The 26154-nt window shown below is 44.9% G+C and carries 22 protein-coding genes; 14 read left to right on the forward strand and 8 right to left on the reverse strand.

What is annotated here, in order from left to right; translation table 11 throughout:
* Positions 1–235: 235 nt before the first annotated feature.
* The 3 genes from prfB to K5Q73_RS12825 all read left to right on the forward strand — a co-directional run bounded on the left by prfB (position 236) and on the right by K5Q73_RS12825 (position 5912).
* A protein-coding gene (gene prfB / locus K5Q73_RS12815; RefSeq protein WP_220759125.1) for a peptide chain release factor 2 occupies positions 236–1334 on the forward strand; the annotation gives its coding sequence in 2 pieces (ribosomal slippage) (positions 236–310 and positions 312–1334; 1098 coding nt in all).
* A gap of 12 nt (positions 1335–1346) precedes the next feature.
* A complete protein-coding gene (lysS, locus tag K5Q73_RS12820) occupies positions 1347–2855 on the forward strand; it encodes a lysine--tRNA ligase (protein WP_220759126.1) in 1509 nt (502 codons plus the stop codon).
* Between the two features lie 480 nt (positions 2856–3335).
* Positions 3336–5912 carry a bifunctional diguanylate cyclase/phosphodiesterase gene (locus K5Q73_RS12825; protein WP_308443274.1) on the forward strand — a complete coding sequence of 859 codons (2577 nt, stop codon included), beginning with the start codon at positions 3336–3338 and terminating at the stop codon, positions 5910–5912.
* Between the two features lie 17 nt (positions 5913–5929).
* Here the strand turns inward: K5Q73_RS12825 and K5Q73_RS12830 are convergent, their stop codons facing one another.
* Positions 5930–6550: a pseudouridine synthase gene (locus K5Q73_RS12830; protein WP_220759196.1), complete on the reverse strand. Its 621-nt coding sequence runs from the start codon at positions 6548–6550 to the stop codon at positions 5930–5932.
* A gap of 200 nt (positions 6551–6750) precedes the next feature.
* Here K5Q73_RS12830 and nagB point away from each other — a divergent pair, with 200 nt between their 5' ends.
* The 3 genes from nagB (at position 6751) to K5Q73_RS12845 (ending at position 9107) form a co-directional block, all read left to right on the forward strand.
* Positions 6751–7542, forward strand: coding sequence for a glucosamine-6-phosphate deaminase (nagB, locus tag K5Q73_RS12835; RefSeq protein WP_220759127.1), 792 nt, complete (start codon positions 6751–6753; stop codon positions 7540–7542).
* A gap of 218 nt (positions 7543–7760) precedes the next feature.
* On the forward strand, positions 7761–8297 hold the full coding sequence (locus tag K5Q73_RS12840; RefSeq protein ID WP_308443275.1) for an SRPBCC family protein: 537 nt from the start codon (positions 7761–7763) through the stop codon (positions 8295–8297).
* Between the two features lie 138 nt (positions 8298–8435).
* Complete coding sequence (locus K5Q73_RS12845) at positions 8436–9107, forward strand: nitroreductase family protein (RefSeq protein ID WP_220759129.1); 672 nt, start codon at positions 8436–8438, stop codon at positions 9105–9107.
* A gap of 87 nt (positions 9108–9194) precedes the next feature.
* On the opposite strand, the gene hmpA is transcribed toward K5Q73_RS12845, so the two are convergent.
* Positions 9195–10397 carry an NO-inducible flavohemoprotein gene (gene hmpA, locus K5Q73_RS12850; protein WP_220759130.1) on the reverse strand — a complete coding sequence of 401 codons (1203 nt, stop codon included), beginning with the start codon at positions 10395–10397 and terminating at the stop codon, positions 9195–9197.
* A 373-nt stretch (positions 10398–10770) separates the two neighbouring features.
* On the opposite strand from hmpA, the gene norR reads away from it, so the two are divergent.
* The 4 genes from norR to K5Q73_RS12870 all read left to right on the forward strand — a co-directional run bounded on the left by norR (position 10771) and on the right by K5Q73_RS12870 (position 15196).
* Positions 10771–12369 carry a nitric oxide reductase transcriptional regulator NorR gene (norR, locus tag K5Q73_RS12855; protein WP_220759131.1) on the forward strand — a complete coding sequence of 533 codons (1599 nt, stop codon included), beginning with the start codon at positions 10771–10773 and terminating at the stop codon, positions 12367–12369.
* Positions 12370–12382: 13 nt separating this feature from the next.
* On the forward strand, positions 12383–12700 hold the full coding sequence (locus tag K5Q73_RS12860) for a cupin domain-containing protein (RefSeq protein ID WP_220759132.1): 318 nt from the start codon (positions 12383–12385) through the stop codon (positions 12698–12700).
* A 118-nt stretch (positions 12701–12818) separates the two neighbouring features.
* Positions 12819–14768 (forward strand): U32 family peptidase, encoded by a 1950-nt coding sequence (locus K5Q73_RS12865; RefSeq protein ID WP_220759133.1) that lies wholly within the window; start codon positions 12819–12821, stop codon positions 14766–14768.
* Between the two features lie 53 nt (positions 14769–14821).
* Positions 14822–15196 (forward strand): PH domain-containing protein, encoded by a 375-nt coding sequence (locus K5Q73_RS12870; RefSeq protein WP_220759134.1) that lies wholly within the window; start codon positions 14822–14824, stop codon positions 15194–15196.
* Between the two features lie 239 nt (positions 15197–15435).
* Here the strand turns inward: K5Q73_RS12870 and K5Q73_RS12875 are convergent, their stop codons facing one another.
* From K5Q73_RS12875 to yjjX, 5 genes are all read right to left on the reverse strand, one after another.
* Complete coding sequence (locus K5Q73_RS12875) at positions 15436–15882, reverse strand: SufE family protein (protein ID WP_220759135.1); 447 nt, start codon at positions 15880–15882, stop codon at positions 15436–15438.
* A 242-nt stretch (positions 15883–16124) separates the two neighbouring features.
* Positions 16125–17336 carry a cysteine desulfurase gene (locus K5Q73_RS12880; RefSeq protein ID WP_220759136.1) on the reverse strand — a complete coding sequence of 404 codons (1212 nt, stop codon included), beginning with the start codon at positions 17334–17336 and terminating at the stop codon, positions 16125–16127.
* A gap of 96 nt (positions 17337–17432) precedes the next feature.
* On the reverse strand, positions 17433–18476 hold the full coding sequence (locus K5Q73_RS12885; protein WP_220759137.1) for an NADP(H)-dependent aldo-keto reductase: 1044 nt from the start codon (positions 18474–18476) through the stop codon (positions 17433–17435).
* A 68-nt stretch (positions 18477–18544) separates the two neighbouring features.
* Positions 18545–19522: a bifunctional helix-turn-helix transcriptional regulator/GNAT family N-acetyltransferase gene (locus K5Q73_RS12890; RefSeq protein WP_220759138.1), complete on the reverse strand. Its 978-nt coding sequence runs from the start codon at positions 19520–19522 to the stop codon at positions 18545–18547.
* Between the two features lie 93 nt (positions 19523–19615).
* Entirely contained in the window at positions 19616–20155 is a 540-nt protein-coding gene (gene yjjX, locus K5Q73_RS12895) for an inosine/xanthosine triphosphatase (protein ID WP_220759139.1), read from the reverse strand.
* Between the two features lie 556 nt (positions 20156–20711).
* On the opposite strand from yjjX, the gene K5Q73_RS12900 reads away from it, so the two are divergent.
* Both K5Q73_RS12900 and K5Q73_RS12905 read left to right on the forward strand, forming a co-directional pair.
* Positions 20712–22079, forward strand: a complete 1368-nt coding sequence (locus K5Q73_RS12900) for an aromatic amino acid transport family protein (protein WP_220759140.1) — start codon at positions 20712–20714, stop codon at positions 22077–22079.
* Positions 22080–22207: 128 nt separating this feature from the next.
* Positions 22208–23575 (forward strand): L-serine ammonia-lyase, encoded by a 1368-nt coding sequence (locus K5Q73_RS12905; protein ID WP_220759141.1) that lies wholly within the window; start codon positions 22208–22210, stop codon positions 23573–23575.
* Positions 23576–23674: 99 nt separating this feature from the next.
* On the opposite strand, the gene K5Q73_RS12910 is transcribed toward K5Q73_RS12905, so the two are convergent.
* On the reverse strand, positions 23675–24118 hold the full coding sequence (locus tag K5Q73_RS12910) for a GNAT family N-acetyltransferase (protein ID WP_220759142.1): 444 nt from the start codon (positions 24116–24118) through the stop codon (positions 23675–23677).
* A gap of 143 nt (positions 24119–24261) precedes the next feature.
* Between K5Q73_RS12910 and K5Q73_RS12915 the strand changes: the two genes are divergently transcribed.
* Both K5Q73_RS12915 and K5Q73_RS12920 read left to right on the forward strand, forming a co-directional pair.
* On the forward strand, positions 24262–24549 hold the full coding sequence (locus tag K5Q73_RS12915; RefSeq protein ID WP_220759143.1) for a hypothetical protein: 288 nt from the start codon (positions 24262–24264) through the stop codon (positions 24547–24549).
* Between the two features lie 169 nt (positions 24550–24718).
* A complete protein-coding gene (locus tag K5Q73_RS12920; protein WP_220759144.1) occupies positions 24719–26017 on the forward strand; it encodes a dicarboxylate/amino acid:cation symporter in 1299 nt (432 codons plus the stop codon).
* Positions 26018–26154: the final 137 nt, after the last annotated feature.

Below are 26154 nucleotides of genomic sequence, written 5' to 3' on the forward strand. Positions count from 1 at the left end.
TAATTCTTTAAGGTTTGTTGAGCATATTTCGTTGCCGTGAGAGGCGCTGTTGGTTGGGGGCATTATCGTTTTTAGCCTTTGAAGGGCATTTGATGAATAAAATTGCTATTTTGTGAGCTTTTGACGCTAGGTTTCGAGCAAAGCATGGGTTAAAATAGCGGGTTTTCCAGCCGTAGTAACATAGCCGTTAATGCTTTTGGCCATTAACGCTTAGCAATTAAAAGTTGATTAAATCATGTTTGAAGTAAATCCAGTTAAATTCAAAATCAAGGAGCTCGCCGACCGTACCGACCTTCTTCGGGGGTATCTTTGACTACGATGCCAAGAGTGAGCGTCTAGAAGAAGTCAGCCGAGAGCTTGAAAGCTCTGAAGTTTGGAATGATCCAGAAAACGCCCAAGCCCTAGGCAAGGAGCGTGCAGCACTTGAAGCGGTAGTGAAGACTATCGACGATATGGACAGTGGCCTAGAAGATATCGAAGGCTTACTAGAGCTAGCCGTTGAAGAAGATGATGAAGAAACCTTTAACGACGCTGCTGCGGAATTACAGGGCTTAGAGAAACGCCTTGAGGAACTAGAGTTCCGTCGTATGTTCTCTAAACCACATGATGCTTCAGATTGTTATTTAGATATTCAATCAGGATCGGGCGGAACAGAAGCGCAGGATTGGGCCAATATGGTGCTGCGTATGTTCTTACGTTGGGGCGAAGCCCACGACTATAAGCCGGAATTGATTGAAGTCACTGCGGGTGACGTTGCCGGTATTAAAGGCGCAACAATTAAGTTTACCGGTGAATATGCCTTTGGCTCACTGCGTACCGAAACCGGTGTACACCGTTTAGTACGTAAGTCGCCATTTGACTCATCAGGCAAGCGTCACACCTCTTTCTGTTCGGTATTCGTTTACCCAGAAATTGATGATTCGATTGAGATTGATATCAATCCGTCGGACTTAAGAATTGACACCTACCGCGCATCAGGTGCGGGTGGTCAGCACGTAAACAAAACTGAGTCGGCTATTCGTATTACGCATTTACCGACCAACACTGTAGTGCAATGTCAGAACGACCGTTCACAGCATAAAAACCGTGATGCGGCGATGAAACAGTTAAAAGCAAAGCTGTATGAGCTAGAAATGCTTAAACAGAATGCTGATAAGCAAGCCGCCGAAGACGCCAAGTCAGATATTGGCTGGGGCAGCCAGATCCGTTCATACGTGCTCGATGATGCACGTATTAAAGATCTACGTACCGGCGTTGAAAACCGAAATACCCAGAGCGTGTTAGATGGCGATCTGGACAAGTTTATTGAAGCTAGCCTGAAATCTGGCCTTTAACGAGAGAAGAAGATGACTGAACAAACCCAAGACGAGAACAAGTTAATTGCAGAACGTCGTGCTAAATTAGAGCACATCCGTACGAACTGCCCAGCAAACGGTCACCCGAACAACTTCGATCGAAAACACAAAGCGGCAGACATTCAAGCTGAATTTGGTGAGAACACCAAAGAAGAGCTTGAAGGCATGGGCATTGAGCGTTCAATCGCTGGCCGTGTAATGGCTAAGCGTGGTCCATTCTTGGTTATCCAAGATGTGAGCGGTCGTATCCAGGCATACGCGGGCAAAGACGTTCAAAAAGATCTTAAAGAAAAATTCCAAGGTCTAGATATCGGTGACATCATCGGTGTGACTGGTCAACTACACCTTTCTGGTAAAGGCGACCTATACGTGAACATGGAGCAGTACCAGTTGCTAACTAAGGCACTGCGTCCACTACCTGAAAAGTTCCACGGTCTAACTGACCAAGAAACGCGTTACCGTCAGCGTTACGTTGACTTGATCGTTAACGAAGATTCTCGTGCAGCGTTCATCATGCGTTCTAAAGTTGTTTCGGCAATTCGTAACTTCATGGTGAAGAAAGAGTTCATGGAAGTTGAAACCCCTATGATGCACAGCATCCCAGGTGGCGCTTCTGCTCGTCCATTCGAGACGCACCACAATGCGCTTGATATCGCTATGTACTTACGTATTGCACCTGAGCTATACCTTAAGCGTTTAGTTGTTGGTGGTTTTGAGCGTGTATTCGAAATCAACCGTAACTTCCGTAACGAAGGTCTGTCTCCTCGTCATAATCCTGAATTCACTATGATGGAATTCTATATGGCGTACGCTGACTTCAACGATCTAATGGATCTAACTGAAGAGATGCTAAGCTCTATCGCAACTGAGCTATGTGGTTCTCCACAGCTTCCATACGGTGAGCACACAGTTGACTTTGGTGGCCCATATGCACGTTTAAGCATGTTGGATGCGATCAAGAAGTACAACCCAGACAACGCTACAATCCAGTCTATGACTTACGAAGAAGTTAAAGACGTTGAATTTATGCGTGACTTGGCTAAGAGCCTAGGCATGACAGTTGAGAAGTTCTGGACTTGTGGTCAACTACTTGAAGAGATCTTCGGTGAAACTGCTGAAACTCAATTGATGCAACCTACGTTCATCACAGGTTACCCAGCGGATATCTCTCCACTAGCACGTCGTAACGACGACAACCATTTCATCACCGACCGTTTCGAGTTCTTCATCGGCGGCCGTGAAGTGGCTAACGGTTTCTCTGAGCTTAACGATGCAGAAGATCAAGACAGCCGTTTCAAGGCTCAGGTTGATGCGAAAGACGCTGGTGATGACGAAGCAATGTTCTACGATGCAGACTACATTACGGCACTAGAGCACGGCTTACCGCCAACTGCTGGTCAAGGTATCGGTATCGACCGTCTAGTGATGCTATTCACTAACACGCACACTATCCGTGACGTGATCCTATTCCCTGCGATGCGCCCACAAGCGAACTCATAATCGGGATATAGCAGCAAAGCTCGTTCGTTTAAGCGACTTACTGTAAGCAAATATAAAAACCAGCTTTAGGGCTGGTTTTTTTATGGGGGTAATTTACAGTGTTTGCTGTTGATATAAAAAATGATAGGCAAAAATCGCTAGCGCTAGCTTAACCCGGCTTAATATTACATACGCTTGTACTATTTCTTAGGTAAGACAGCCAAATGGTCGCTTTATACCTATTATTGTTCTTGCTGTAATTGTGCTAGAGCGATTTAAATCTTGCCCCTAGGTATAGATCTAATGTGCTAGATGAGAGGTCACCGACAGGATTTTTTTTTTGTAAATGTTAAGTTGCTTATCTAAGCCACTGACAAGTAAACCGTTAGTATCTCTTGGCATCTTTTAGTGCAGTGGCTAACAGAGTAAATGAATAACAGATACGTCGCTAATCAATGCGATGTGTTTGCCCCATATTTGAAAGACTAATAGGACATTGAGTTGATTAATATCGAAATAACGCAAGCACAACTGGGTGAATGGCAGCAATCTATTGATATGCTGGCACGAATAGCCCAGTGCGGGGCCGCGTTATTACAGGTAGATCAAGACGACAAGTTTGTTGCTATTAGTCACGCCAATATCACGGTCGAACAGCTTAATAAACTGCAAGTAAGCCGTGAGCAGCTCTATCAATATTCCGAATTAGCGACCAAGAAAGACGCGCTTGTGGATGATGAGACGGTACAAGCTATTGATAGTTCGCTTAAGTGCTTACTACCGATTAATTGGCCTAGTGGGGCGCTTTTTGGCTACATCTGTGTCAATAACACCACTGAGCAAGCCAAAGGTAAAAATCAAAGTGAAATCAGCCAGCATCTAGCCCTTCCCCTAACATCTAGCCAGGCGGACAATCGTGCCGATCTTCGCAAATTCCTTAGAGTGTGCGCCGGCAGTATTGAGCAAGACTTAGCTCTGATGCTTCGTCAATCTAAATTAGAGTCTCGTCAGCCGCATAACTTAGATGAGCAGGCAACGCTTGTGAGCTTGCAAGCTTTTATCGATTGCATGAAAGAACATGTGTGGATGAAAGATGCATTAGGGCGCTATATTTTAGTTAATCAAAGTGTAGAGCTTGCCTGGGATCGTCCACGTGAACAGATTTTAAATCTTACAGACGATGAGTTGTTTGAACCTCGCTTAGCTAAGCATTTTATTGCCAGTGATATGGAATCTATCCGCAAAGGAGTTGAGGTTTCTATTGGTGAATGCGAAGGCTTAGATATTGGCGATGTTGATTCCTGGTTGGAAACCACTAAGGTGCCAGTGATAAATGATGACGGTGAGTTAGCCGGTGTTATTGGTATTTCACGTAATATCTCTTCTCACAAAGCGGCGAAAGATCAGCTTGAACTTGCTTCTCGTGTGTTTGAAAACTCAGTTGAAGGAGTGATCATTACCGATGTAGACGGTGCGATTATCGATGCTCACGGTGCCTTTAGTGAGATCACTGGCTATGCCAAAGAGGAACTCATAGGGCAAAACCCTAGACTGTTGAATTCGGGGCGCCATGAGAAAGCCTTTTTTACCAAGATGTGGGGTGACTTACTGAGTAAAGGCAAGTGGCACGGTGAGATCTGGAATCGTCGTAAGAGTGGTGCCATCTTTCCACAGATGCTCAATATCAGTGCTGTCTACGATGATGAGCATCAGATCCGCTTTTTTGTTGCGGTGTTTAATGATATTTCGGCGCAGAAACAGAGTGAAGCTAAACTGGCTGAAGTCGCACTCCATGATCCGTTAACTAAATTACCTAATCGCATGGCGCTGAGCGCCAGACTTGAGCAGGAGCTGAAACAGGCTTGTCATACTCAAAATCGTTTGGGCTTAGTCTATATCGATGTGGATCTGTTTAAGCAGATAAACGAAAGCTATGGTCACCCAATGGGTGATGAGGTGCTGCTTGAACTTAGTCAGAGATTTAAGTCAGGGTTAGATAATCTCACCACAGCGGCAAGGCTTGGTAGTGATGAGTTTGCCGTGATTTTATCGAATATCGATAGTCGAGACATGCTGTTACTCAGCGTCAATAAGCTTAGAAAAATGTTTGATCAGCCGTTTACTTTAGGTGAGCATGGTCAGGCGCGCTTGACTGCGAGTATGGGGGTGGCGATCTACCCCGATGATGGTCAAGACTCAAGTAGTTTAATGGTTAACGCTGAAGTCGCTATGCATAGAGCGAAACATGATGGCCGCAACAATTATGCTTACTACACCGAATCTTTAACCCAAGAGTCGGTGGCAAAACTTAAGCTTCAAAGTGCGCTGCATGACGCATTTGAGCTTGATGCTTTTCATTTAGTGTACCAGCCTAAAATTAGCCTCATTACAGGAAAAATAGTAGGTTTTGAAGCTTTACTGCGTTGGAGTGATCCTGTTCTAGGTAGTATTTCACCTGCTGTGTTTATTCCATTGGCCGAAAAAATCGGCCTAATTCAAGATATTGGCCGTTGGGTGTTAAAGCGCGCCTGTGAGCAGGGGCAGCGCTGGCATCAGCAAGGTGTGAGTTTTGGTCGAATAGCGGTGAATATTGCAGGTCAGCAAATTCAACGCAGTAGCTTTGTCGACGAAGTTGCTGAGACTCTTAAAGAAACAGGTTTGCCTGCGAGCAGTTTAGAGATCGAAGTGACAGAAAGCTGCATGATGTCAGAGCCTGAGTTGGTCAGCCAAGACTTAGCTAAGCTTGGTGATATGGGCATTGAAGTATCGATAGATGACTTCGGTACCGGTTATTCATCATTGAGTTACCTTAAGAAGCTGCCTATCCACAAACTTAAGATCGACCAATCCTTTGTCGCCGGTCTCCCCTTTGATACCCACAACACCGCGATTGCTAAAGCGATTATCGCAATGGGACACGCCTTAAACCTGAAAGTGGTTGCCGAAGGGGTAGAGACTCAGGCGCAAGTGGACTTCTTAATAGACAGTGAGTGCGATCATGCACAAGGCTACTTCTATAGTAAGCCAAAGCGAGTCGAAGAGCTTACGACATTTTTACATGCCACTACTACAGATTAAGCCTAGATTGCCCCTGTTTACGGCTCACCGTTCTGCGCTGTATCTATGGAGAATGCCGATACTGGGATCACCTCACCAGGTTGCATCTGCTTGAGTTGAATAGCCCCAATTCTGACTCTTACTAATCTTAATGTCGGCAGGCCTACAGCGGCGGTCATCTTTCTCACCTGCCGATTTTTGCCCTCACTGATAGTGACGGAAAGCCAGCTTGTGGGACCGTGGCGAGGATCGCGGATCTTCTTGCCTCGGGCGGGCAGTTTAGGTTCCGGTATGAGCAGTTCAACTTTACAAGGTAAGGTTTGATATTTAGCGCCATTAACGCCAATTTCAACACCTTGCTGTAATTGCGCTAATTGCATTGGGCTGACTTCACCATCAACCTGCACATAGTATTCTTTCTCAATAGTTTTACTGCGTATAAGGTGGCTCTGCATGCCATCAGTCGTTAGTAGTAACAGCCCCTCTGAATCATGGTCGAGTCTGCCAATAGCCATGGTTTTATCGGGGAACGGATAAAGTTCACCGAGTAATGGTTTGCTCTTACGTGTTTCCGGCACAAATTGACTTAAGAACCCGAAAGGTTTGTAGATCAAAAAGTGTTGATGCGCATGCTCGGTAAGGTTATCGACGACAGACATAGTAGAGACTCGAGATAATGGAGCAGGCATTATACCGCTAATCGAGCCTGTTAGCTTAACCGGCTCACTATCACTCTCTGTGGCTAAATAATAGCGAATGACAGCGTTGTCATTCTTCTTGCGTAAGGTTATAGTAATGTTACATAGTTAGTGATGAGTCAGCTTGGCTAACGACTAAGAACATATATTGGATCAAGTTTATGCAAATCGTAATATTAAAAGACAGTGCGTCAGTTGCTGAATATGGCGCAAATATTTTTATTAAGCAGCTGCAGAAAAAGGCTGATTCGGTATTAGGCTTAGCAACAGGCTCGACACCGGTATCGCTATACCAAGGTTTGATAGCGGCTAATAAGGCAAAACAGATTTCTTTTGCAGGCGTAAAAACTTTTAATCTAGATGAATATTTAGGCTTGGAAGGCACGCATCCACAAAGCTATCGCTACTTTATGAATGAGCAGCTTTTTGACCATATCGACATCGATAAGTCGCAAACATTTGTGCCACCAGGTGATGCAGCAAATCCAATTGAAGCCTGCCAAGGCTATGAGCAGCAGATCAAAGCGGCTGGTGGTATCGATATTCAATTACTCGGTATTGGTCGTAACGGCCATATTGGTTTTAATGAGCCATCATCAGGCTTGATGTCACGCACTCGAGTGAAGACGCTGACTAAAGCAACCATTGACGATAATGCGCGCTTTTTCAAAGAGGGTGAGTATCAGCCACACCTGTCGATCACCATGGGCATTGGCACCATCTTAGATGCTAAAAAAGTCGTGCTATTGGCCACCGGTGAGAATAAGGCCGATGCGATTAAAGCAACCGTTGAAGGCGCATTAACAGCAGCTTGCCCTGCATCGGCGCTGCAACTGCATCAAGATGCGGTATTGGTAATTGATGAGGCGGCGGCTTCAAAATTGTCTGACAAAGATTTTTACAAGCACATAGAAGCTGAGAATCAGAAGCTGATGGCGAGATTGGGGCTGTAATTTTCCGCTAGCAACGGCAATCTAGATAAGTAGGGATAAGCATAGCTTGTCCCTTTTTTGTGTCTGCGTCTTGGTTCATGAGTTTGCTAGGGGCTTTCTATTGGCTCTATTTGTCATTATGTCGATATTACGCTTATTCTTAATTGACCTTGCACGTCGGCGGTACAGTTCTAAGATGTGATTGGGCTAAATCCACCGACTAATAAGAGTAAATGATTATGTTTAAGAAATTCCTGCTGTTGCTCCTAGTGATTATTGCATTGCCTTTCATCGCCGCTCTATTTGTCGATAAGAATTACTCAGTGGCCACTCAAATCACCATAGATAAACCTGTCGCAGAGGTATTTGATTACGTTAAATATCTTAAGAATCAAGATCACTATAGTGTGTGGGCACAGATGGATCCCTATATGCAAAAAACCTACCGTGGTATTGATGGCATGACAGGGTTTACAGCCGGCTGGTCGAGTGACAAAGAAGAGGTTGGCGTAGGCGAGCAAGAGATTGTGCGCATAGATGAAGGTAAGCGCATCGATTATGAACTTAGATTTTATAAACCATTTGAATCTACCGATTTTGCTTATATGGAGACAGAGGCAATTTCGGCTAATCAGACCCGAGTGATTTGGGGTTTTGGCGGCCATTTAGATTACCCGATGAATTTAATGTTCCTGTTTATCGATTTTGAGGGCATGATTACTAATGACTTAAGCCAAGGTTTGCAGCAGTTAAAGACGGTAGTAGAAGCTCAGTAGAGCTAGAAATAGGTTCAGTAGAACAAAGCTCCTAAGAATTAGCTCAGTAGAACAAAGCTCCTAAGAATTAGCTCAGTAGTTCACACGATTACACCCGCACTTAACGATTGATAATAATAAATAAGTTGAAGGTAAAACATGACTGAAGCACATCATCCTCTTAATGACTTTATCGAATACCCCCAAGCAGAGATGCTCGAACGCGCTGAGCAAAACTATAAGCAGGTGCAGCGTCGGCACTCTATACGCAAGTTCTCTGATAGAGCCGTACCGCAAGAGATCATTGAAAAGTGCATTCTCGCCGCAGGTACTGCGCCAAACGGCGCCAACCATCAACCTTGGCACTTTGTTGCCATTAATAGCCCAGAGATCAAGGCGCAAATTCGCCACGAGGCCGAGGCGTTAGAGCAAGCCTTCTATGCGGGGCGTGCCGGAGAAGAATGGCTCGATGCGCTTAAGCCACTAGGTACTAACGCCGACAAACCTTACCTTGAGCATGCACCTTGGTTGATTGCCATCTTTAGTAAAAAACGCACAGAGGAAGAGGGTGAGCAAAAGAGCAATTATTACGTGCATGAGTCAGTAGGCATTGCCACAGGCTTTCTTATTCAGGCGCTGCATAATGCCGGCCTGGGTACCTTAACCCATACGCCAAAACCTATGTCATTTTTAAGCAAGGTGTGCGGCCGAGACAATGCCAATGAACGGCCGTATATGTTGATCATTGCGGGATACCCAAGTGATGACGCCACAGTGCCTGAGCATGCATTGCAGAAAAAGCCGCTGGCTGAGATCTGTGACTTTATCTAAGCAATTTATTTAAAAATGCTTTCAACTAGTGATATATAAAAACGGACGCTAATAGGCGTCCGTTTTTTTAGAATGGGTATTTATCCGTTACAGATCAGAATGAGGGCCAAACACTTCATAATGAATACGATCACCGCTAACGCCAAGCTCCAACAGTTGCTGTTTAGCAAACTGCATAAAGGCAACTGGGCCGCATAGGTAGTAATCGCCATAATCAAGCGGCAGTGAGTCTTTTAATGCTGCAAGATTCATAAAACCTTGATGCACATTGGCGCTATTAACGGCTTCATTGGCTTTAGCAATATCGCGATACCAAGTGTGATGTTGCAAGTTAAGGCGTTGACTAAGTGCTTCCACGCGCTGATTAAATGAATGTTGCTCAACACTTTCACAAGCGTGTAGATAGAACACGGGCTTAGCGAATGACTTAGAGGCCAACATTTCAAGCATTGACTGCATAGGCGTTACGCCTACGCCTGCAGAGATGAGTACCACAGGTGCTTCGCGTTCCTCATAATGGAAATCCCCCGCAGGTGGATAAACATCGATGTTGTCACCTATCTGAACATGGTCATGTAAGTAGTTAGACACAACCCCAGGGATCGCAGTCGCTTCTCTTTTTACTGAAATGCGATACTGCTTGCCATTAGGTTTATCTGATAGCGAATACTGGCGCATCTCTTGGTATTGATGATTGCTTGGCGCCACGCTCAAACCTAAATACTGTCCTGCCTCAAAATCGATAACCGCTTTGCCGTCTTGTGGGGCTAATACAAAGCTAGTGACTAACTCAGACTCTTTATTTTTTTCAATCACAGTGAAGGCTCTCGCGCCTTGCCAGCCACCCACTTGATTGGCACTGCGGTGATAAAGCGTGGCTTCTCGGTCGATAAAAATACCAGCCAACACGGCGTAAGCTGCGCCCCAAGCCTCTTCAACATCAGGAGTGAAGGCATCGGGGGCTAATTCGCGTAGCGTCTCTAAAAGGTGATGGCCAACAATAGGGTAATGCTCAGGTTGAATATTAAAGCTGGTGTGCTTATGGGCAATGCGCTCTACAGCACCACTTAGCGCGCCTAAGTTATCGATATTTTTTGCATAAGCTGCGACAGCATTAAATAGTGCAGCGGGTTGGCCACCAGTGCGCTGATGACTCATGTTGAAGATATCTTTCAGTTCAGGGTTGTGAGCAAACATGCGCTTATAAAAGTGTTCAGTTATAGCGGTACCTGCAGATTCTAATAATGGAATGGTACTTTTTACAATGCTGATATGTTTTTCAGATAACATTTTACTACCCTTAATAAAAATTGAGATGAGCCTAGACCTGATGAGCTTAGATTAAATGAAATTAGACCTGAGAAGCTTGGGCCAGACGAAGTTAGACTCGTAACACTAACTGGATGATGTCGCCGTTTGTTGTCTATCTCTAAGTAACAATATTCATAGCGACCGATACTTAGATACATATTCAATAAAGCGATTTATGTGCCAACTTTTATACCTCAGAGTATTCAAGCGCTTTAGCGATAAAATGATATTTTTGTAGTCAAATTGACCTTGATGATCTGTAGTCCTTATGACTCGTTAGTGTGACTTTGTCTCTGTGTGTTTGTCGTGATATGGTTGCTCGCATTGATTCTTTATTCGGCTGATATTGTTTGTGAGTGAGATATCTTCTTCATCTTTGATTGAGTTAGCACTGGATTTAACCAATAGTTTAGCGACAAAAGACAGATTTGAGCGCCTGCTTAGTACGGTAAGGCACACTATTACATGTGATGCTGTGGTATTGCTGCATGTTCAAGGAGACTTTTTAAAGCCGTTAGCCCTGCAAGGTCTGACGAAAGAAACCTTAGGTCGACGCTTTGAAATTGCAGCGCATCCAAGGTTTGAGCAACTTTGCGCTTCATCTATTCCTTTGCGTTTTGCTAGTGATTGCCCTCTTAACGACCCTTATGACGGGCTCGTTCTAGCCCATGCCGGTGATCTACCTGTACATGCTTGCATGGGTCTACCTCTATTGGCTGATAACAAGCTGATTGGTTTGTTAACACTCGATAGCATCAGCCCTAATGTATTTGACGATATCCCTAAGCGCACCTTAGACATTATCGCCGCGATGTCAGCAGCAACATTAAAAACAGCCATTTTACTGCAGCAACTAGAGCAGCACTCCAAGCATAATCAGCAAGTTGTGGCCGAACTAACCCATGAAGCACTGGTTAAAGATGGCGGCGAGCTTATCGGTGACAGCGAGATCATGCTAAAGCTCAAGCGTGAGATTAATATGGTTGCGGCTTCCAACTTCTCTATCTTAATAGAGGGGGAAACTGGCGTGGGTAAGGAGCTAGTGGCTAGAACCTTACATCGGCAATCGAGCCGACGTGACGGGCCACTTGTTTATGTTAACTGCGCAGCGCTGCCAGAAAGCTTGATTGAAAGTGAACTATTTGGTCACGTAAAGGGGGCGTTTACGGGAGCCGAACGTAATCGAGTAGGTAAGTTTAACTTAGCCAGCGGCGGCACTATTTTTCTTGATGAGATTGGTGAGCTACCACTAGCGGTGCAGAGTAAATTGTTACGAGTACTGCAAAACCAAGAGATCCAAGTCGTTGGTAAAGATGATGTGGAGTATGTGGACGTAAGAATTTTAGCGGCAACCAATAGGCAGCTAAAAATTGAAGTTGAAGCCGGGCGTTTTAGAGCCGATCTGTATCACAGGTTAAGTGTCTACCCCGTTGCGGTCCCTGCGTTAAGATATCGCGAAGGTGATATTAGCTTATTAACGGGCTATTTCATTGAGCTTACGCGACGTAAACTCGGCATTAGTCAACTCACACTCGAAGCTTGTGCGATTGATATGCTCAATCAATATGACTGGCCTGGTAATGTGCGTGAGCTTGAACATGTTATTAGCCGCGCAGCTCTACGGGCACGTAACGACAGTGCATCGGCTATAGTACGTATTGGTATTAACCATCTTGCGCTAATGCTACCGGCTGCTAAGGTCAGTGAGCCCCTTGATACTGATGCTGCGAGCGTAGCACAAGAGCAAGCACCTCTTATGCCCAGCGAGCGCAACCTAAAGCAGCAAACCGACGATTTTCAACGTAAGCTGATATTGCAAACTCTTACTCTGCAAAACGGTAATTGGTCGGCAACGGCTAAACAGCTGCAGATGGATCGAGCTAACTTGAATCGTCTTGCTAAACGTTTAGGGGTTCGTGTGAGTAAGAGTGTTGTCGTAAACGCAACATAAAAGGAGCTTGGCTATGCAAAAGCAAAACCTATTTTCTACTCTCCCAAGCGATTTAATTGAAGAAGCGTTTGAGCCGATTGTAGAGCAAGGCGAGCTGTTAATTGAACGTATCATCTCTAAGGCGCATATTACCCCTGTGGGTGAGTGGTACGATCAAGCGCGCAGCGAGTGGGTTATGGTGATGCAGGGCGCCGCCAAGCTTGAGTTTATTGATGGTGAAGTGATTGAACTTAATGTGGGCGATCATCTTAATATTCCCGCCCACGTTAAACATAGGGTGGCGTGGACGAGTGAACAGACTGAGACCATCTGGTTAGCGGTTCACTATTAATCACTCTGTTTTGTGGCTGCTCAAAAATTGATTTTATATTAGCTAACGCCAAAGCGGGTCATTTTTGCTATAATCTTCGCCCAAAATATCTGTGTTAACCCTTTTTGAGTGATTTTTTATGAGCAATGTTGGCATCTATACACCTAGCGCTAAGCCCGACGAGACGCCTAAAGACGAGTCGCACTCTCCTGTAGAGCTACAGAATAACCGTTTAGAGCTATTAGCTCCGGCTAAAAATGCAGACTTCGGTATTGAAGCGATCCGCCACGGTGCCGATGCTGTGTATATCGGTGGCCCAGCTTTTGGTGCCCGTGCCACAGCGGGTAACAGCGTCGAAGATATCGCACGTCTATGTACCTTTGCTCATCAATATCACGCGCAAGTGTTTGTTGCTATCAATACCATTTTGATGGACGACGAACTGCAAGCGGCGCAAAAGCTCATCTGGGAAGTGTACGAGGCGGGCGCCGATGCGCTAATCGTGCAAGATATGGGCATATTGCAGCTAGATTTGCCTCCTATCGCACTGCATGCCAGTACGCAAATGGATAACCGTAGCCCAGAGAAAGTGGCCTTCTTGGAGCAGGTTGGCTTCTCGCAGGTGGTTCTGGCTCGTGAACTTGGTTTAAGCCAAATTCGTGACGTTGCTGCTAACACTAATATGCAGATTGAGTTCTTTATTCACGGCGCATTGTGTGTCGCATTCAGTGGTCTGTGTAATTTGAGCCACTCATTTAGTAACCGCAGTGCAAACCGCGGTGAATGCTCGCAGTTATGTCGTTTACCTGCAGATCTTAAGACTCGTCAGGGCGAAGTACTCGCGCAAAACGAGCACTTATTATCGCTTAAAGATAATAACCAGACAGATAACTTAGAAGCCTTGATCGATGCAGGCGTACGTTCGTTTAAAATCGAAGGTCGTCTAAAAGATTTAAGCTATGTTAAAAACGTCACCGCTCATTACCGTCAAGAGCTCGATAAGATCATTGCGCGTCGCAGTGAGTTCGTTGCTTCATCCCATGGTCGCTGTGAACACACCTTTACGCCAGATCCTGAAAAGACCTTTAACCGCGGCAAGACAGATTACTTTGTCCACGAGCGTAGCCAAGGTATGAATGACTTCCGTTCGCCAAAGTATATTGGTGAAGAAGTCGCAACCGTTAAGCATATTGGTAAAGACTATATTGAAGTGACCTCGAATGAGACCTTCAATAACGGTGACGGCTTGTGTTTCTTCCCTAGTGATTACGCCGAAGCTAAACAGTCTGATGACAAGCTAAAGGGCTTGCGTGTTAACCGCGCCGAAGGCTTAAAGCTATTTGTGCTGCGTATGCCAAAAGAGCTGAAAGTGGGCATGACGATTTATCGTAACCACAACCAAGCCTTTGAGACAGTACTGGCGAAAGAGTCTGCTAAGCGCATTATCGGCGTCGATTTAGTGTTAGCCGATACAGATGATGGCGTATCACTAACCATGACTGACGTTTATGGTCACACAGCTACGCAGTCATTAGTGCTTGAGAAAACTGCTGCCACGGATATTGAAAAAGCACAGCAAGGCCTGCGTAAACAGCTTGCCAAGTTAGGTAGTACCGACTTTAAAGCTCACAATATTTTAATTGAAACCGCCGAGACTTGGTTTATCCCAACATCACTGTTAAACGGCCTGCGCCGTGATACGGTTGCGGCATTAGAGCTTGCCAGAGTCGAAGGTTATCAACGCCCTAAGGCATGGAAATATAACCAGGATGCGGTTTATCCAGTTAAGCATCTGAGCTACCTTGGTAACGTGGCAAACGAGCAAGCAAAGTCGTTTTATCTGCGCCATGGGGTGATTGAAATTCAAGATACCTATGAGAAGAATGGTATTAATGAAGATGTACCATTGATGGTCACTAAGCACTGTTTACGCTTTAACTTTAATCTTTGCCCTAAAGAAGTGCCGGGGATCAAGGCTGATCCTATGATATTAGAAATTGGAAAAGATGTGCTTAAGCTAGTGTTCGACTGCCCGAAATGTGAAATGATGGTAGTGGGTGAGAACAGACAAGTTCGCAGCCCTGATTAGATCCATCGCACGTCGGCGGATCAAGTTTACTCACACTATTAAGGAAAATAGACATGGGATTATTAGATTCGCTGATGGGCAACGCATCAGAGGTTAACCTCGAAGAGTTAACTCAAGAGCTAAGCCCAATTATGGCTGACGACGAGTCGTTAACCTTGGCCTACAAAGTGATCCGCGACATGTTCGTGTTCACCAACAAACGTCTTATCTTAATTGATAAACAAGGCGTGACTGGTAAAAAGGTCAGTTATCATTCGGTGCCTTATAAGTCGATAACCCATTTTGAAGTGGAAACCGCCGGCACGTTCGATATGGACGCCGAGTTAAAAATTTGGATCTCTGGCCAAAAAGATCCTTTAGTGAAAGAGCTAAAGCGTGGTACCGATGTGGTGGGCATTCAAAAGACCATCGCTAATCTGTCTTTATAGGCTATTTTACCGGCAGTGATATTAGGCGGCGTTAATAGCTAATAAGCTTTCAGCTAATGTTTAATACCGAACAGTATAAAGAAGTAAAGGCGCATTCAGTAACGAGCAATCAGTTACGGAATGCGCCTTTATTGTTTAGGCCCATTAGTTTAAGGCAATAGGTTTAGGCCAATAGCAACACTTAGTAACGGCTAATTAGATGTGTGGTTAACCCTCAAAGCCATTAATTAGCAGGAGTATTACTCAGCGGCTAGCTTTATCGCTTTTGCGAGTGCCAATAAGCCATTGGTGCGTGAAGGGCTGAGCTGGCCTTGTAGTCCAAGCTGAGTAAAATAGTCGTCAGGACTAAATGCGCCGATTTCACTGCTGCTCTTACCATTACAGGCAATTAATAACAGAGCGACTAACCCCTTGACGATGCGAGCGTCGCTATCTGCGATGAAGTAGTGCTTACCATCAATTTCACTGTGATACAGCCATGCGTTACTCTCGCAACCTCGCACCTGAGCGCTATCAACCCGTAAGCTCTCATCGATCTTCGGCAGACTCTTACCCAGTAGCATAATTTGACGGTAGCGTTCTTGCCAGTTACCCGCTTGTTCAAATAATGAAAGTATTGTTTGGGCATCATTTTCAAGATGTAATGCTAAAAACTCTGCTGTAGTGGGCTTAACTTGCTGACTCATACTCGACCTAAATTGAATTAATAATATACTAAAAACGTACTTAGCTTTTATAGGACCCAGAACCTAGAACCTAGAACCTAGAACGCTTCGCTGCGAGGACGATCTACGCCCTACTAGGAACAACAAAAGTTGCAAGCACCATCTTTACTGTTTGATTCTACTCTTCCGGCTTTATCCGTCTTTGATCGTACCGTCTTAGCTTTACCTAGAACCTGCTTTTTCCTAGGACCTCGAACCTTCTTTTACAACAACAACTCTTTCACTGACTCCATCGCCTCAATAAAGCGGTCGATATCAGCTTTATTAGTATAAACCCCAATCGATGCGCGGCAGCAGCCTTTTAAGCCTAAGCTTTGCATTAGTGGCATGGCGCAGTGGTGGCCACAGCGAACGGCTATACCTTGTTGGTCGAGTAAAATGCCTACATCTTGATGATGCTCGTCGCTAAGATTAAAGGCTACAGCGCCAAGGTTGTCCCTGTGAGCACCGTAAAGCACTACATCGCCCATGTTTTGTAGCGCGTGTTGCAGGTAGTTAAGCAACTCTTGCTCTTTAGCATGGAGTTGCTCGCTTGGCAGCGCCTCGATGAAGTCAATCGCCGCACCTAAGCCAATCACTTCAGCTATCGGTGGTGTGCCTGCTTCTAAGCGGTTGGGCAGAATATTAAACTCTGTTTGCTCGAAGCTGACGCTTTTAATCATCTCACCGCCAGTCATAAGTGGGCTCAACTTATCAAGCGCCTCAAAGCGGCCATAGAGCACACCTACACCGGTTGGGCCGTACATCTTATGCCCTGAGAATACATAGAAGTCACAACCGATACTTTGTACATCGACAGTCATATGGGCAATAGCCTGAGCACCATCGACTAAGGTGATAGCGCCAGCCTGTTTGGCTTTGCTCACAAGCTCGATAACAGGGTTAACCGTGCCAAGAGCGTTCGATACATGGCTTAGAGCAACGATGGCTGGCTTTTCAGTGAGCAAAGCATCGAAAGCTGCGATATCGAGGCGGCAATCAGCTGTGAGTGGAATAGGCTTAATCATGGCGCCAGTGCGCTTAGCAAGCTCTTGCCAAGGTACAATATTAGCGTGATGAGCGGCACTATCGATAAGAATTAGGCTACCTTGCTGTATTTGAGCCGTTAAGCCGTTAGCTACTGTGTTGATTGATTCGGTCGTGCCATGGGTAAAGATGATCTCTTCACGTCGATTGGCATTAATGAACTGGCGTAGCTTGTCACGTACCGCTTCATACTGGCTGGTGGCACGAGCCGATAGCTGATGAGCCGCGCGATGCACATTGGCATTATCATGCTGATAATAGTGATTCATGGCATCGATCACTTGCTGAGGTTTCTGGCTGGTGGCCGCCGTGTCTAGATAACACAAAGGGTAGCCGTCATTAGACTGAGCAAGAGTTGGGAATTGTGACCGCAGCGTTGAGAGATCCATTAATTGATCCGAGGTTATCGATAAAATAAAAAGGCGCTCAGATCTTGTAAGATCTAAGCGCCTAAAGCAAGGTTAGACGACTAAAATAGCCTGTTTTTATGGGCAAGGCAGACGATAGAGTAGTGCTAACTCATCTAAGCGTCGCATTAGCTCAGGTGAAATACTGCAGTTTACACTGTCGATATTCTGCTTTAATTGCTCAAGATTAGTGGCGCCAATGATATTCGAGGCAACAAACTTTCTAGAGTTTACAAAGGCTAATGCCATCTGCGCCGGGCTCATATTAAATTCGCGGGCTAACTCGACATAAGCTTTAGTGGCGTCTAGTGCCATTTGGGTGCCAGTATAACGAGCGAAGCGCTTAAACAGCGTCATTCTCGCGCCTTCAGGCCATTGGTCATTAAGATATTTACCCGACAGCGCGCCAAAGGCCAATGGCGAATAAGCCAGTAATGGCACTTCTTCGCGGTGGCTTATCTCCGCCATCCCAACTTCATAGCTACGATTGAGCAAGTTATAGGGGTTCTGTACCGAGACAACTTTAGGTAAATCATGTTTCTCGGCTAAACGCAGATACTCCATAAAACCCCAAGGTGTTTCATTAGAAATACCGATATAGCGGATTTTGCCTGCTTTAACCAAAGAGGCTAGCGCTTCTAAAGTATCGATTATCGGCGTTTGCTTCTCATGTTCATCTTGCTGCTGGTAGCTAAGCTCACCAAAGAAGTTGGTGTTTCTATCGGGCCAATGGACTTGATATAGATCGATAGTATCAAGCTGTAAGCGTTCTAGTGAGGCGTCGACAGCGGCATGGATATTACGCCAATCTAACGCCATATTCTGGCGGATATAATCACTCTTTCCGCCGGGTGCAGCGACTTTAGTGGCGATAATGAGATTATCGCGATTACCTCTTTGCTTAAGGTAGTTACCTAGAATTATTTCTGTTTCACCTTGAGTTTCAGCCTCTGGTGGCACAGGGTACATCTCAGCCGTATCGATAAAGTTAATGCCTTTACCGATAGCATAATCGAGCTGTTCGAATGCTTGTGCTTGGGTGTTTTGAGCGCCCCAAGTCATTGTACCTAAACAAATTTGGCTAACGTTTAAACTTGAATGCGAAAGACGTCTATATTCCATAAAAACTCACTTATACGTAAATGCGCTTAATCTGAGGCTAGCAAGCTTTAGTGATAAAAACCATAAACTTATGATTGGATTGAATGTTGAGGCATACAAATAGGCTCACTTGTAGGTAATTGCAGTAGCATAGCGATTTCACAGGCATCGTGACCGGTTTCACCTAAGGGAGCATCGAGATGTATAAAACCTAGAGACTCATAGAGTTTAATCGCTTCGATTAAGTTTGCCGTTGTTTCTAAGTAACAGGAGTCATATCCCTGCTCACTCGCAAAGTCTAGCCCGAGCAGAGCTAAGCGTTTAGCAAAGCCTTTGCCACGGACTTGAGGCAGGAAGTACATCTTTTGTAATTCACAAACCCCTTGTTGTCCCTCTAGTGGTGCTATGCCTGCGCCGCCAAGGATCGCTCCGTCAAACTCAATCACCCAGTAGTGGGCATTATTGGCTTGATAAACCTCAGCTAGAGAGTCGAGAGTTTTGTCCGCAACACCGTAACCTTTGTCCGCGGTAAGCCCATACTCAGCCGAAACCTGACGGATAACATCAGCTATCTGTGGATTATCTCTGGCCTCAATGGGTCTGATGCAATAGCCCTGTTGCGACTTAGCTTGCATCACGGCTTTGTTGTATCGCGCCAAAGAGGTTTCTAATTCGGTGACATGCTGCTGGGGAAGCTGAGCCATAATCTCAGTAAAAAGTTGGTTTTGTTGCTCATTAAGCTTAATGAGCTGCTTCTTTCCCTTAGGTGTAATTTGTACCAGTAAACTGCGGTTGTCTCGAGGATTTGATTGCGACTTGGCAAAGCCCTTGTCAACAAGTTGACTCACTGCACGGCTGGCGTTGGATTTGTCGATATTAAGAATTTCAGCGAGTTGCTTAATGGAGTAACAAGTCTCACCTAGCTCAATTAAAGTGTGGGCTTGAACTGGAGAAAGAGGCTGACTGCCACAGGCGGCGTCTAATAAACCGAGTTGGCGAATAAGTTGCCTAGAAAGGCGACGCAGCTGAAAAGCGGCGCAGGAGCTAGTAGACTGAGCTTGATTCATCGAACAGGCCTTTTTTAGTTGCGAGTTACACCTAACTTACGAGGACTGTTTTTTAAAATCAAGCTTCTTAAGTTGAAAATAATAAAGCTACTACTAATTAATGTATAACTGTGGGTGTAACATAGGCGCCATGGCGAGAATGATTGCTTGAGTATAGTTACTTTGGCGAGTGGCATGACCTTCGGTGAGTAGGGCTATTGCTCCACCTTTTTGTTTGATATTGACGGTATTGAACATGCTATCCATAACATGACCTAGCTCTTGGTCTTGAGTTAACGCTTGATAAACCGACATTGGTAAGGGCAGTTGTGCTCCGCGACCAAGGCTGAGCTGTTCCTTATGGGCGATAGCAATATAAGCAAAAGTTGCCGGACCATAATCAAACAAGTCTACGCCGCCTTCCATCGCAATATAATAATCGGCTTGATATGCATCCTGGCAATATTTGACGCGATTGATTGCACCCTGTTTGGTTTCTGCTTCGCTCATAGGCTGTTCGGCAACCAGCGATGGCGCATCAACGCCTTTACAGTCGATTTGACTGCCGGGAAACAGAGTGGCAAGTGCGCTTTGGGCGGCGCCTACTTTTACGGGATTTTTTGAGCCTACTATGATGCTTATTATTTCTTTCATTTTGGTTATCTTTTCTCGAATAGCTAACACTTTTGTTGTACTAGTTTATTGTATTTTATCTGTATTTTCACCATCAAGCATAGGGGCTAATAAGGCTCACGTTGCAAGGATTTAACCCGGGTTAACTCGTGGTCAAAAAAAATTAACAAAAATATCCATTAGATTAACTAATACAAGGGTAAATTCTAGCTCCCAATGCTGTGACCCGATTCAAAAACAGAGGCTGAATTGACGGTTGGTGTCGGTAAATTTGTTTTTTTGCGATCTATGCCCGATGTCAACTTTTCATTATTCGAGGTTGTACATGAGTAATTCATGATTTACGTAACCTTAATGTTAATTTAAGGTTCAGTTGGGTTGCAATGATGGAGAACAAATGAAAACTTATTACATGATTTAAGAGATCTAGATCTCAATTTGATTAGGATTTGAAAATCAATTACAGAATGTGAACCAAGATCAATATTTGGCGCAAGCATTAGGATACTCTTAACCTCGAAATTACTCCTGAGAACAAAATTAAACGGTGCCTTTAAGCACCTTTAAGGTAACAAGAATGCAAAAAGACGCGATCTGTACCCAAGAAGAGGTACAAAATGATACGGCAACGACTAAGTCAATGCCTTGGACACGTCAAGATACGACTTGGATGTTAAGTTTGTTTGGTACAGCGGTTGGTGCCGGAATTTTATTCCTACCAATCAACGCAGGTATGGGTGGTTTTTGGCCGTTAATGATGATGGTTGCCATCATCGGTCCAATGACTTACCTGGCTCACCGTGGTCTATCACGCTTTGTTTGTTCATCAAGCAAGCCTGGCAGCGACATTACTCACGTAGTGGAAGAGCACTTTGGTGTTGGCGCAGGTAAGGCAATTACTTTGCTTTATTTCTTTGCTATCTACCCAATCGTTTTGATCTACGGTGTAGGTATTACTAACACGGTTGAAAGCTTTATCGTTAACCAGCTAAACATCTTTGTGGAAATTCCACGTTTAGCGGCTGATGGCGCTCCAATGCTTACTGAAGCTGGCGTGCAGATTATGGATAAAGTGTCTGGCGTACCACGCTGGTTACTATCTGGTGGTCTAATCATCGCTATGATGTCTGTAATGGTAGCAGGCGAGAAAATGATGCTTAAAGTGACTCAGCTATTGGTATACCCATTAGTTGCTATCCTAGCATTCATGTCTTTCTACTTGATCCCAGATTGGAAAATGGACGCACTACAAGTTGTACCATCAGCAGGTGAATTCCTAGGTACAGTTTGGTTGACCATTCCAGTATTGATTTTTGCATTCAACCACTCGCCAGCGATTTCACAGTTCTCTGTATCGCTTAAGCGTGAGCACGGTGTAAATGCGGCGCGTAAAGCAGACGTTATCCTACGTAACACCACTTTGATGTTGGTAGGTTTCGTGATGATGTTTGTAATCTCATGTGTACTAGCACTATCGCCAGCACAGCTTGCAGAAGCTAAAGCGATGAACTTGCCGATTCTTTCTTACTTGGCAAACGTACATGAGAGTGGATTTGTAAGCTACTTTGGTCCATTCATTGCTTTTGTTGCGATTATCTCTTCTTTCTTCGGTCACTACATGGGTGCTACTGAAGGTATGAAAGGCTTAATCACTAAGCAATTACGTTCAAGTGGCAAAGAAGTTTCTGATTCTAAGTTGAACAAGTTCATCTTAGGTTTCATGTTCTTCACTATCTGGGGCGTGGCAGTTATTAACCCAAGCATCCTAGGTATGATTGAAGCATTAGGCGGCCCAATCATTGCAGCTATCCTTTACCTAATGCCAATGTATGCGATTCACAAGGTGCCAGCTTTAGCTGCTTACCGTGGTCGTTTAAGCAACATCTTCGTTGTGATTGCAGGTTTGCTTGCAATGACTGCGATTCTATTTGGACTAATGTCTTAAATAGATGACAGCTGGGCGCCTAAAGATTGCATACAAGCATCTTAAAGCGCCTAGTTTTTTATCCGTTCAATTTGTTTGATAAGGCCTGGATTTTTTTCAGGCCTTTCCTCTTTTTTACGAGGTTTTTTATGTTTAGCGCATTTGATATTTTTAAGATAGGTGTGGGCCCATCGAGCTCTCATACTGTCGGGCCGATGAAGGCCGCCAAAGAGTTTATCGATGATGTTCGTCAAACGGGTCAGTTTGAACAAGTGACACGTTTGAGTGTAGAAATTTTTGGTTCTTTATCGTTAACCGGTAAAGGTCACCACACTGATATCGCAATCATTGTTGGCCTAGGTGGTAATTCACCACATGACGTTGATATTGACGCGATCCCAGGTTTTATTGCTGACGTTGAGCAAACTAAGAAACTGCCAATGGGCAGCGAAAAGCAGCTAGTCGACTTTGGTCACGACGCAGTAATTTTCCACAGCCACGCATTACCATTACATGAAAATGGCATGATGTTGCACGCATACAATGGTGATGAGCTTGTACTAAGCAAGACTTACTATTCAGTTGGCGGTGGCTTTATTGTTGAAGAATCACAATTTGGTAAAGCAGTTGAAAACCCTGTTGAAGTGCCATATCCGTTCAACTATGCAGACGAGCTATTAGCGACCTGTAAAGACACGGGCTTAAGCATCAGCAGTGTAATGTTTAAGAACGAATTGTGTTTCAACAGTGAAGAAGCGATTTACGATGGCTTCGGTGCAGTTTGGTCTACGATGCATCAAGCAATCGAAAAAGGCTGTCAAACTGAAGGTGTACTAGCTGGCCCGCTAAAAGTGGCTCGTCGTGCTCCAGCACTTTATCGTCAATTGTTAACTGGTGAGCGTCTCTCTAGCGACCCAATGGAAATCGTTGATTGGATCAACGTATTTGCGATGGCTGTTAGTGAAGAAAACGCTGCTGGTGGCCGTGTGGTTACCTCGCCAACTAACGGTGCAGCGGGAATTATCCCTGCGGTATTGGCTTACTACGACAAGTTCATCAAGCCAGTTGGTAAGCAAGAGTACACTCGCTTCTTCCTAGCTGCTGCAGCAGTAGGTTCGCTATACAAGCGTAACGCTTCTATCTCTGGCGCTGAAGTAGGTTGTCAGGGTGAAGTCGGCGTAGCTTGTTCTATGGCGGCGGCAGGCCTTGCTGAGATCATGGGCGCAAACCCTGAGCAAGTCTGTATGGCGGCTGAAATTGGCATGGAACATAACTTAGGTCTAACTTGTGATCCTGTTGCTGGCCAAGTACAGGTTCCATGTATTGAGCGTAACGCGATTGCCGCTGTTAAAGCGATTAACTCATCGCGTATGGCTATGCGCCGTAACTGCGCACCAAAAGTGAGCTTAGATAAAGTTATCGCAACTATGTACGAGACGGGCAAAGACATGCACGTTAAGTACCGCGAAACCAGCCAGGGCGGTTTGGCGATTAAAGTAACTAGCGTTTGCGGTTAACTTTTTATTGTTAGATACAAGCTCGTAGCAAAAAGGCCATCAAATGATGGCCTTTTTAATGTCTGTCATTTGCTCAAGTCGAGGAGCGACTGATAGCAACTATTTTTGCTCGTACATCAAGTAGTAGCTTTGTTCCATGCCTAAGGCACTATAAGTTTGCTGCGCCTTAGTGTTTTCTTTTTCAACATAGAGTCTAAAGCTGGCAGCGCCACCGTTATCGGCCGCGATATCTTTTACCGCTTGGTAAAGTTTGCCATAAATGCCTTGGCGGCGATTCTCCGGGCGAATATAGACACTCTGGATCCAGTAGTAATCTTTAGCGCGCCAGTCGCTCCATTCAAATGTCACCATTAAGGAGCCTGCGATTTCACCATTAACTTCAGCGACTAAGTAGAAGCCTTTTTCTGGTGAGGTCAGTAAGGTATTCACCCCTTTCTCAAGCACTTGGCTGTCTAGGCTTAAGCCTTCAGTTTCCTGGGCCATCGCTTGGTTAAAATTAATTAGCGCTTGTAGATCTGTGGCCTGGCCTTTACGTATCAACATATTTAATGGTCCTTTTTTGGGAGCACTTTAGCACGAAGCCAGTTGATAGGCTGCTGTATAGCTATTTTATTTTTGCTTTTTTATTCGACTAAAGTCTAACTCTGCTAAACTTTTTTTATGGCCCTAGTGCGAGTGGAGTCGTGATGAAAAAAATACAATCAACCAATTTAATAGCTTCGACAAGTCAATCTCAGCGCAGACTACAAGCGCAGCCGGTTAAGCATGGGTGGCACTTTGTGCTAACGCTACTGACATTGGGGCTTTGGGGGATTGTTTGGTGGTGGCTGACTTTACGCGCCGAAGGCAAGCCGCTTTTTTCAGGCTTTGATGATGCCTATTGGAGCTACCTTATGGAGCGGGATCAGCCTCCTGCTGCACTTCATCCAATGCACTTCTCTAAAAATAATAAAAACTCAAAATTTGACGCGTAAAATTATCGATCTCTCAATGACCTTATAGTTCTTTTTGCATTTTATCTACGGCCTGAGACAGCGTGATGTAGATCATCTCTCACTATTGCAGCATATGCTAAACTGCCGCGTTATTTTTTGAGCTAGTCATTTTCTGGCTGTTCTTCCTCCCACTGTTCAAGGTCTAAATATGTCGAATCAACAACCTTCACTTCTAAAAAAAGTGTGGTCAAGCTGGATGTCTGTGCCACTTTGGCTACAGATCATGATTGGTATGCTGTTAGGTATTTTAACCGGGGTTAGCTTGGGCGAGCAGGCGACCTACTTGAAGCCAATTGGTACTCTATTTGTTAACACTATCAAGATGTTGATTGTGCCATTAGTGTTTTGTTCCCTTATTGTCGGCGTGACATCTATGCAAGATACCGCCAAAATGGGACGCATTGGTTTCAAGTCGTTCGCTTTCTACCTAGGTACCACATCAATCGCTATCACCTTAGGTTTAGCGGTTGGTCATATCATGCAGCCAGGTGTTGGGCTAGATATGGTCGCTCACGAGTCAACAGAGGTGATTAAACAAGCGCCTTCAATTATGCAAACACTGATTGATATCGTGCCGACGAACCCTATTGCAGCACTTGCCAGTGGTCAAATTTTGCAGGTGATCGTGTTTGCAGTTGCGCTGGGTATTGCATTGGTATTGATTGGCGAGCACGGCAAGCCAGCGATTAAAGTATTCGAAAGCCTAGCCGAAGCCATGTATAAGCTAACCGATTTGGTGATGAAGCTTGCGCCTTATGGTGTATTTGGCTTAATGGCATGGGTTGCTGGCGAGTATGGCGTCGATATGTTGATGCCGCTTATTAAGGTTATTGTTGCGGTATATATTGGCTGCTTCCTGCATGTAGTCGGTTTCTACAGCTTTGTATTAGTGGTATTTGCTAAGCTGAATCCGATTCAGTTCTTTAAAGGGATCAGCAACGCGATTGCGGTTGCTTACACCACATCAAGCTCGGCAGGTACACTGCCTGCAAGTATGAAGTGTGCCAGTGAATATTTAGGTGTTAACAAGAAGATTTCCAGCTTCGTGTTGCCTCTAGGTACTACGATCAACATGGACGGTACCGCGCTTTATCAAGGTGTGACTGCACTGTTTGTAGCACAAGCTTTTGGTATTGATCTGACTTGGGTCGACTACATCACCATTATTCTAACTGCGACATTGGCTTCTATTGGTACCGCGGGTGTACCAGGTGCAGGTCTTGTGATGCTTACACTGGTATTAACCACAGTTGGCTTGCCACTAGAAGGCGTAGCATTGATTGCAGGTATCGATCGTATCTTGGATATGGCGCGCACCGTAGTAAACGTGTCTGGTGACTTAGTTGCGACGACTGTAATTGCAAAATCAGAAGGCGAGATTGACGTTGAGCATTACAATGCTAACGCTGAAGAAAGTGCTGAGATGGCTGAAAAGCTAAACTCTTAACTGTTAGCTCTTAACTGTTAACTTTCGTCTAGAGCAGATGTTCAAGAGCTAGATTGTCATTAAAATATGAGTAATAAAAAACCGCCAATAGGCGGTTTTTTTATGTCGATTTACCATGGAAGGTTCTCTTAACACGG

Source organism: Shewanella sp. MBTL60-112-B2 (assembly GCF_019655055.1).
Lineage (GTDB): Bacteria > Pseudomonadota > Gammaproteobacteria > Enterobacterales > Shewanellaceae > Shewanella.

What these genes read in the sequence shown, in the direction of transcription:
- lysS (WP_220759126.1), top strand. Translation starts at nt 1,347, where the DNA reads ATGACTGAACAAACCCAAGACGAGAACAAGTTAATTGCAGAACGTCGT.
- K5Q73_RS12830 (WP_220759196.1), bottom strand. Translation starts at nt 6,550, where the DNA reads ATGTCTGTCGTCGATAACCTTACCGAGCATGCGCATCAACACTTTTTG.
- nagB (WP_220759127.1), top strand. Translation starts at nt 6,751, where the DNA reads ATGCAAATCGTAATATTAAAAGACAGTGCGTCAGTTGCTGAATATGGC.
- K5Q73_RS12840 (WP_308443275.1), top strand. Translation starts at nt 7,761, where the DNA reads ATGTTTAAGAAATTCCTGCTGTTGCTCCTAGTGATTATTGCATTGCCT.
- K5Q73_RS12845 (WP_220759129.1), top strand. Translation starts at nt 8,436, where the DNA reads ATGACTGAAGCACATCATCCTCTTAATGACTTTATCGAATACCCCCAA.
- hmpA (WP_220759130.1), bottom strand. Translation starts at nt 10,397, where the DNA reads ATGTTATCTGAAAAACATATCAGCATTGTAAAAAGTACCATTCCATTA.
- K5Q73_RS12860 (WP_220759132.1), top strand. Translation starts at nt 12,383, where the DNA reads ATGCAAAAGCAAAACCTATTTTCTACTCTCCCAAGCGATTTAATTGAA.
- K5Q73_RS12865 (WP_220759133.1), top strand. Translation starts at nt 12,819, where the DNA reads ATGAGCAATGTTGGCATCTATACACCTAGCGCTAAGCCCGACGAGACG.
- K5Q73_RS12870 (WP_220759134.1), top strand. Translation starts at nt 14,822, where the DNA reads ATGGGATTATTAGATTCGCTGATGGGCAACGCATCAGAGGTTAACCTC.
- K5Q73_RS12875 (WP_220759135.1), bottom strand. Translation starts at nt 15,882, where the DNA reads ATGAGTCAGCAAGTTAAGCCCACTACAGCAGAGTTTTTAGCATTACAT.
- K5Q73_RS12880 (WP_220759136.1), bottom strand. Translation starts at nt 17,336, where the DNA reads ATGGATCTCTCAACGCTGCGGTCACAATTCCCAACTCTTGCTCAGTCT.
- K5Q73_RS12885 (WP_220759137.1), bottom strand. Translation starts at nt 18,476, where the DNA reads ATGGAATATAGACGTCTTTCGCATTCAAGTTTAAACGTTAGCCAAATT.
- K5Q73_RS12890 (WP_220759138.1), bottom strand. Translation starts at nt 19,522, where the DNA reads ATGAATCAAGCTCAGTCTACTAGCTCCTGCGCCGCTTTTCAGCTGCGT.
- yjjX (WP_220759139.1), bottom strand. Translation starts at nt 20,155, where the DNA reads ATGAAAGAAATAATAAGCATCATAGTAGGCTCAAAAAATCCCGTAAAA.
- K5Q73_RS12900 (WP_220759140.1), top strand. Translation starts at nt 20,712, where the DNA reads ATGCAAAAAGACGCGATCTGTACCCAAGAAGAGGTACAAAATGATACG.
- K5Q73_RS12905 (WP_220759141.1), top strand. Translation starts at nt 22,208, where the DNA reads ATGTTTAGCGCATTTGATATTTTTAAGATAGGTGTGGGCCCATCGAGC.
- K5Q73_RS12910 (WP_220759142.1), bottom strand. Translation starts at nt 24,118, where the DNA reads ATGTTGATACGTAAAGGCCAGGCCACAGATCTACAAGCGCTAATTAAT.
- K5Q73_RS12915 (WP_220759143.1), top strand. Translation starts at nt 24,262, where the DNA reads ATGAAAAAAATACAATCAACCAATTTAATAGCTTCGACAAGTCAATCT.
- K5Q73_RS12920 (WP_220759144.1), top strand. Translation starts at nt 24,719, where the DNA reads ATGTCGAATCAACAACCTTCACTTCTAAAAAAAGTGTGGTCAAGCTGG.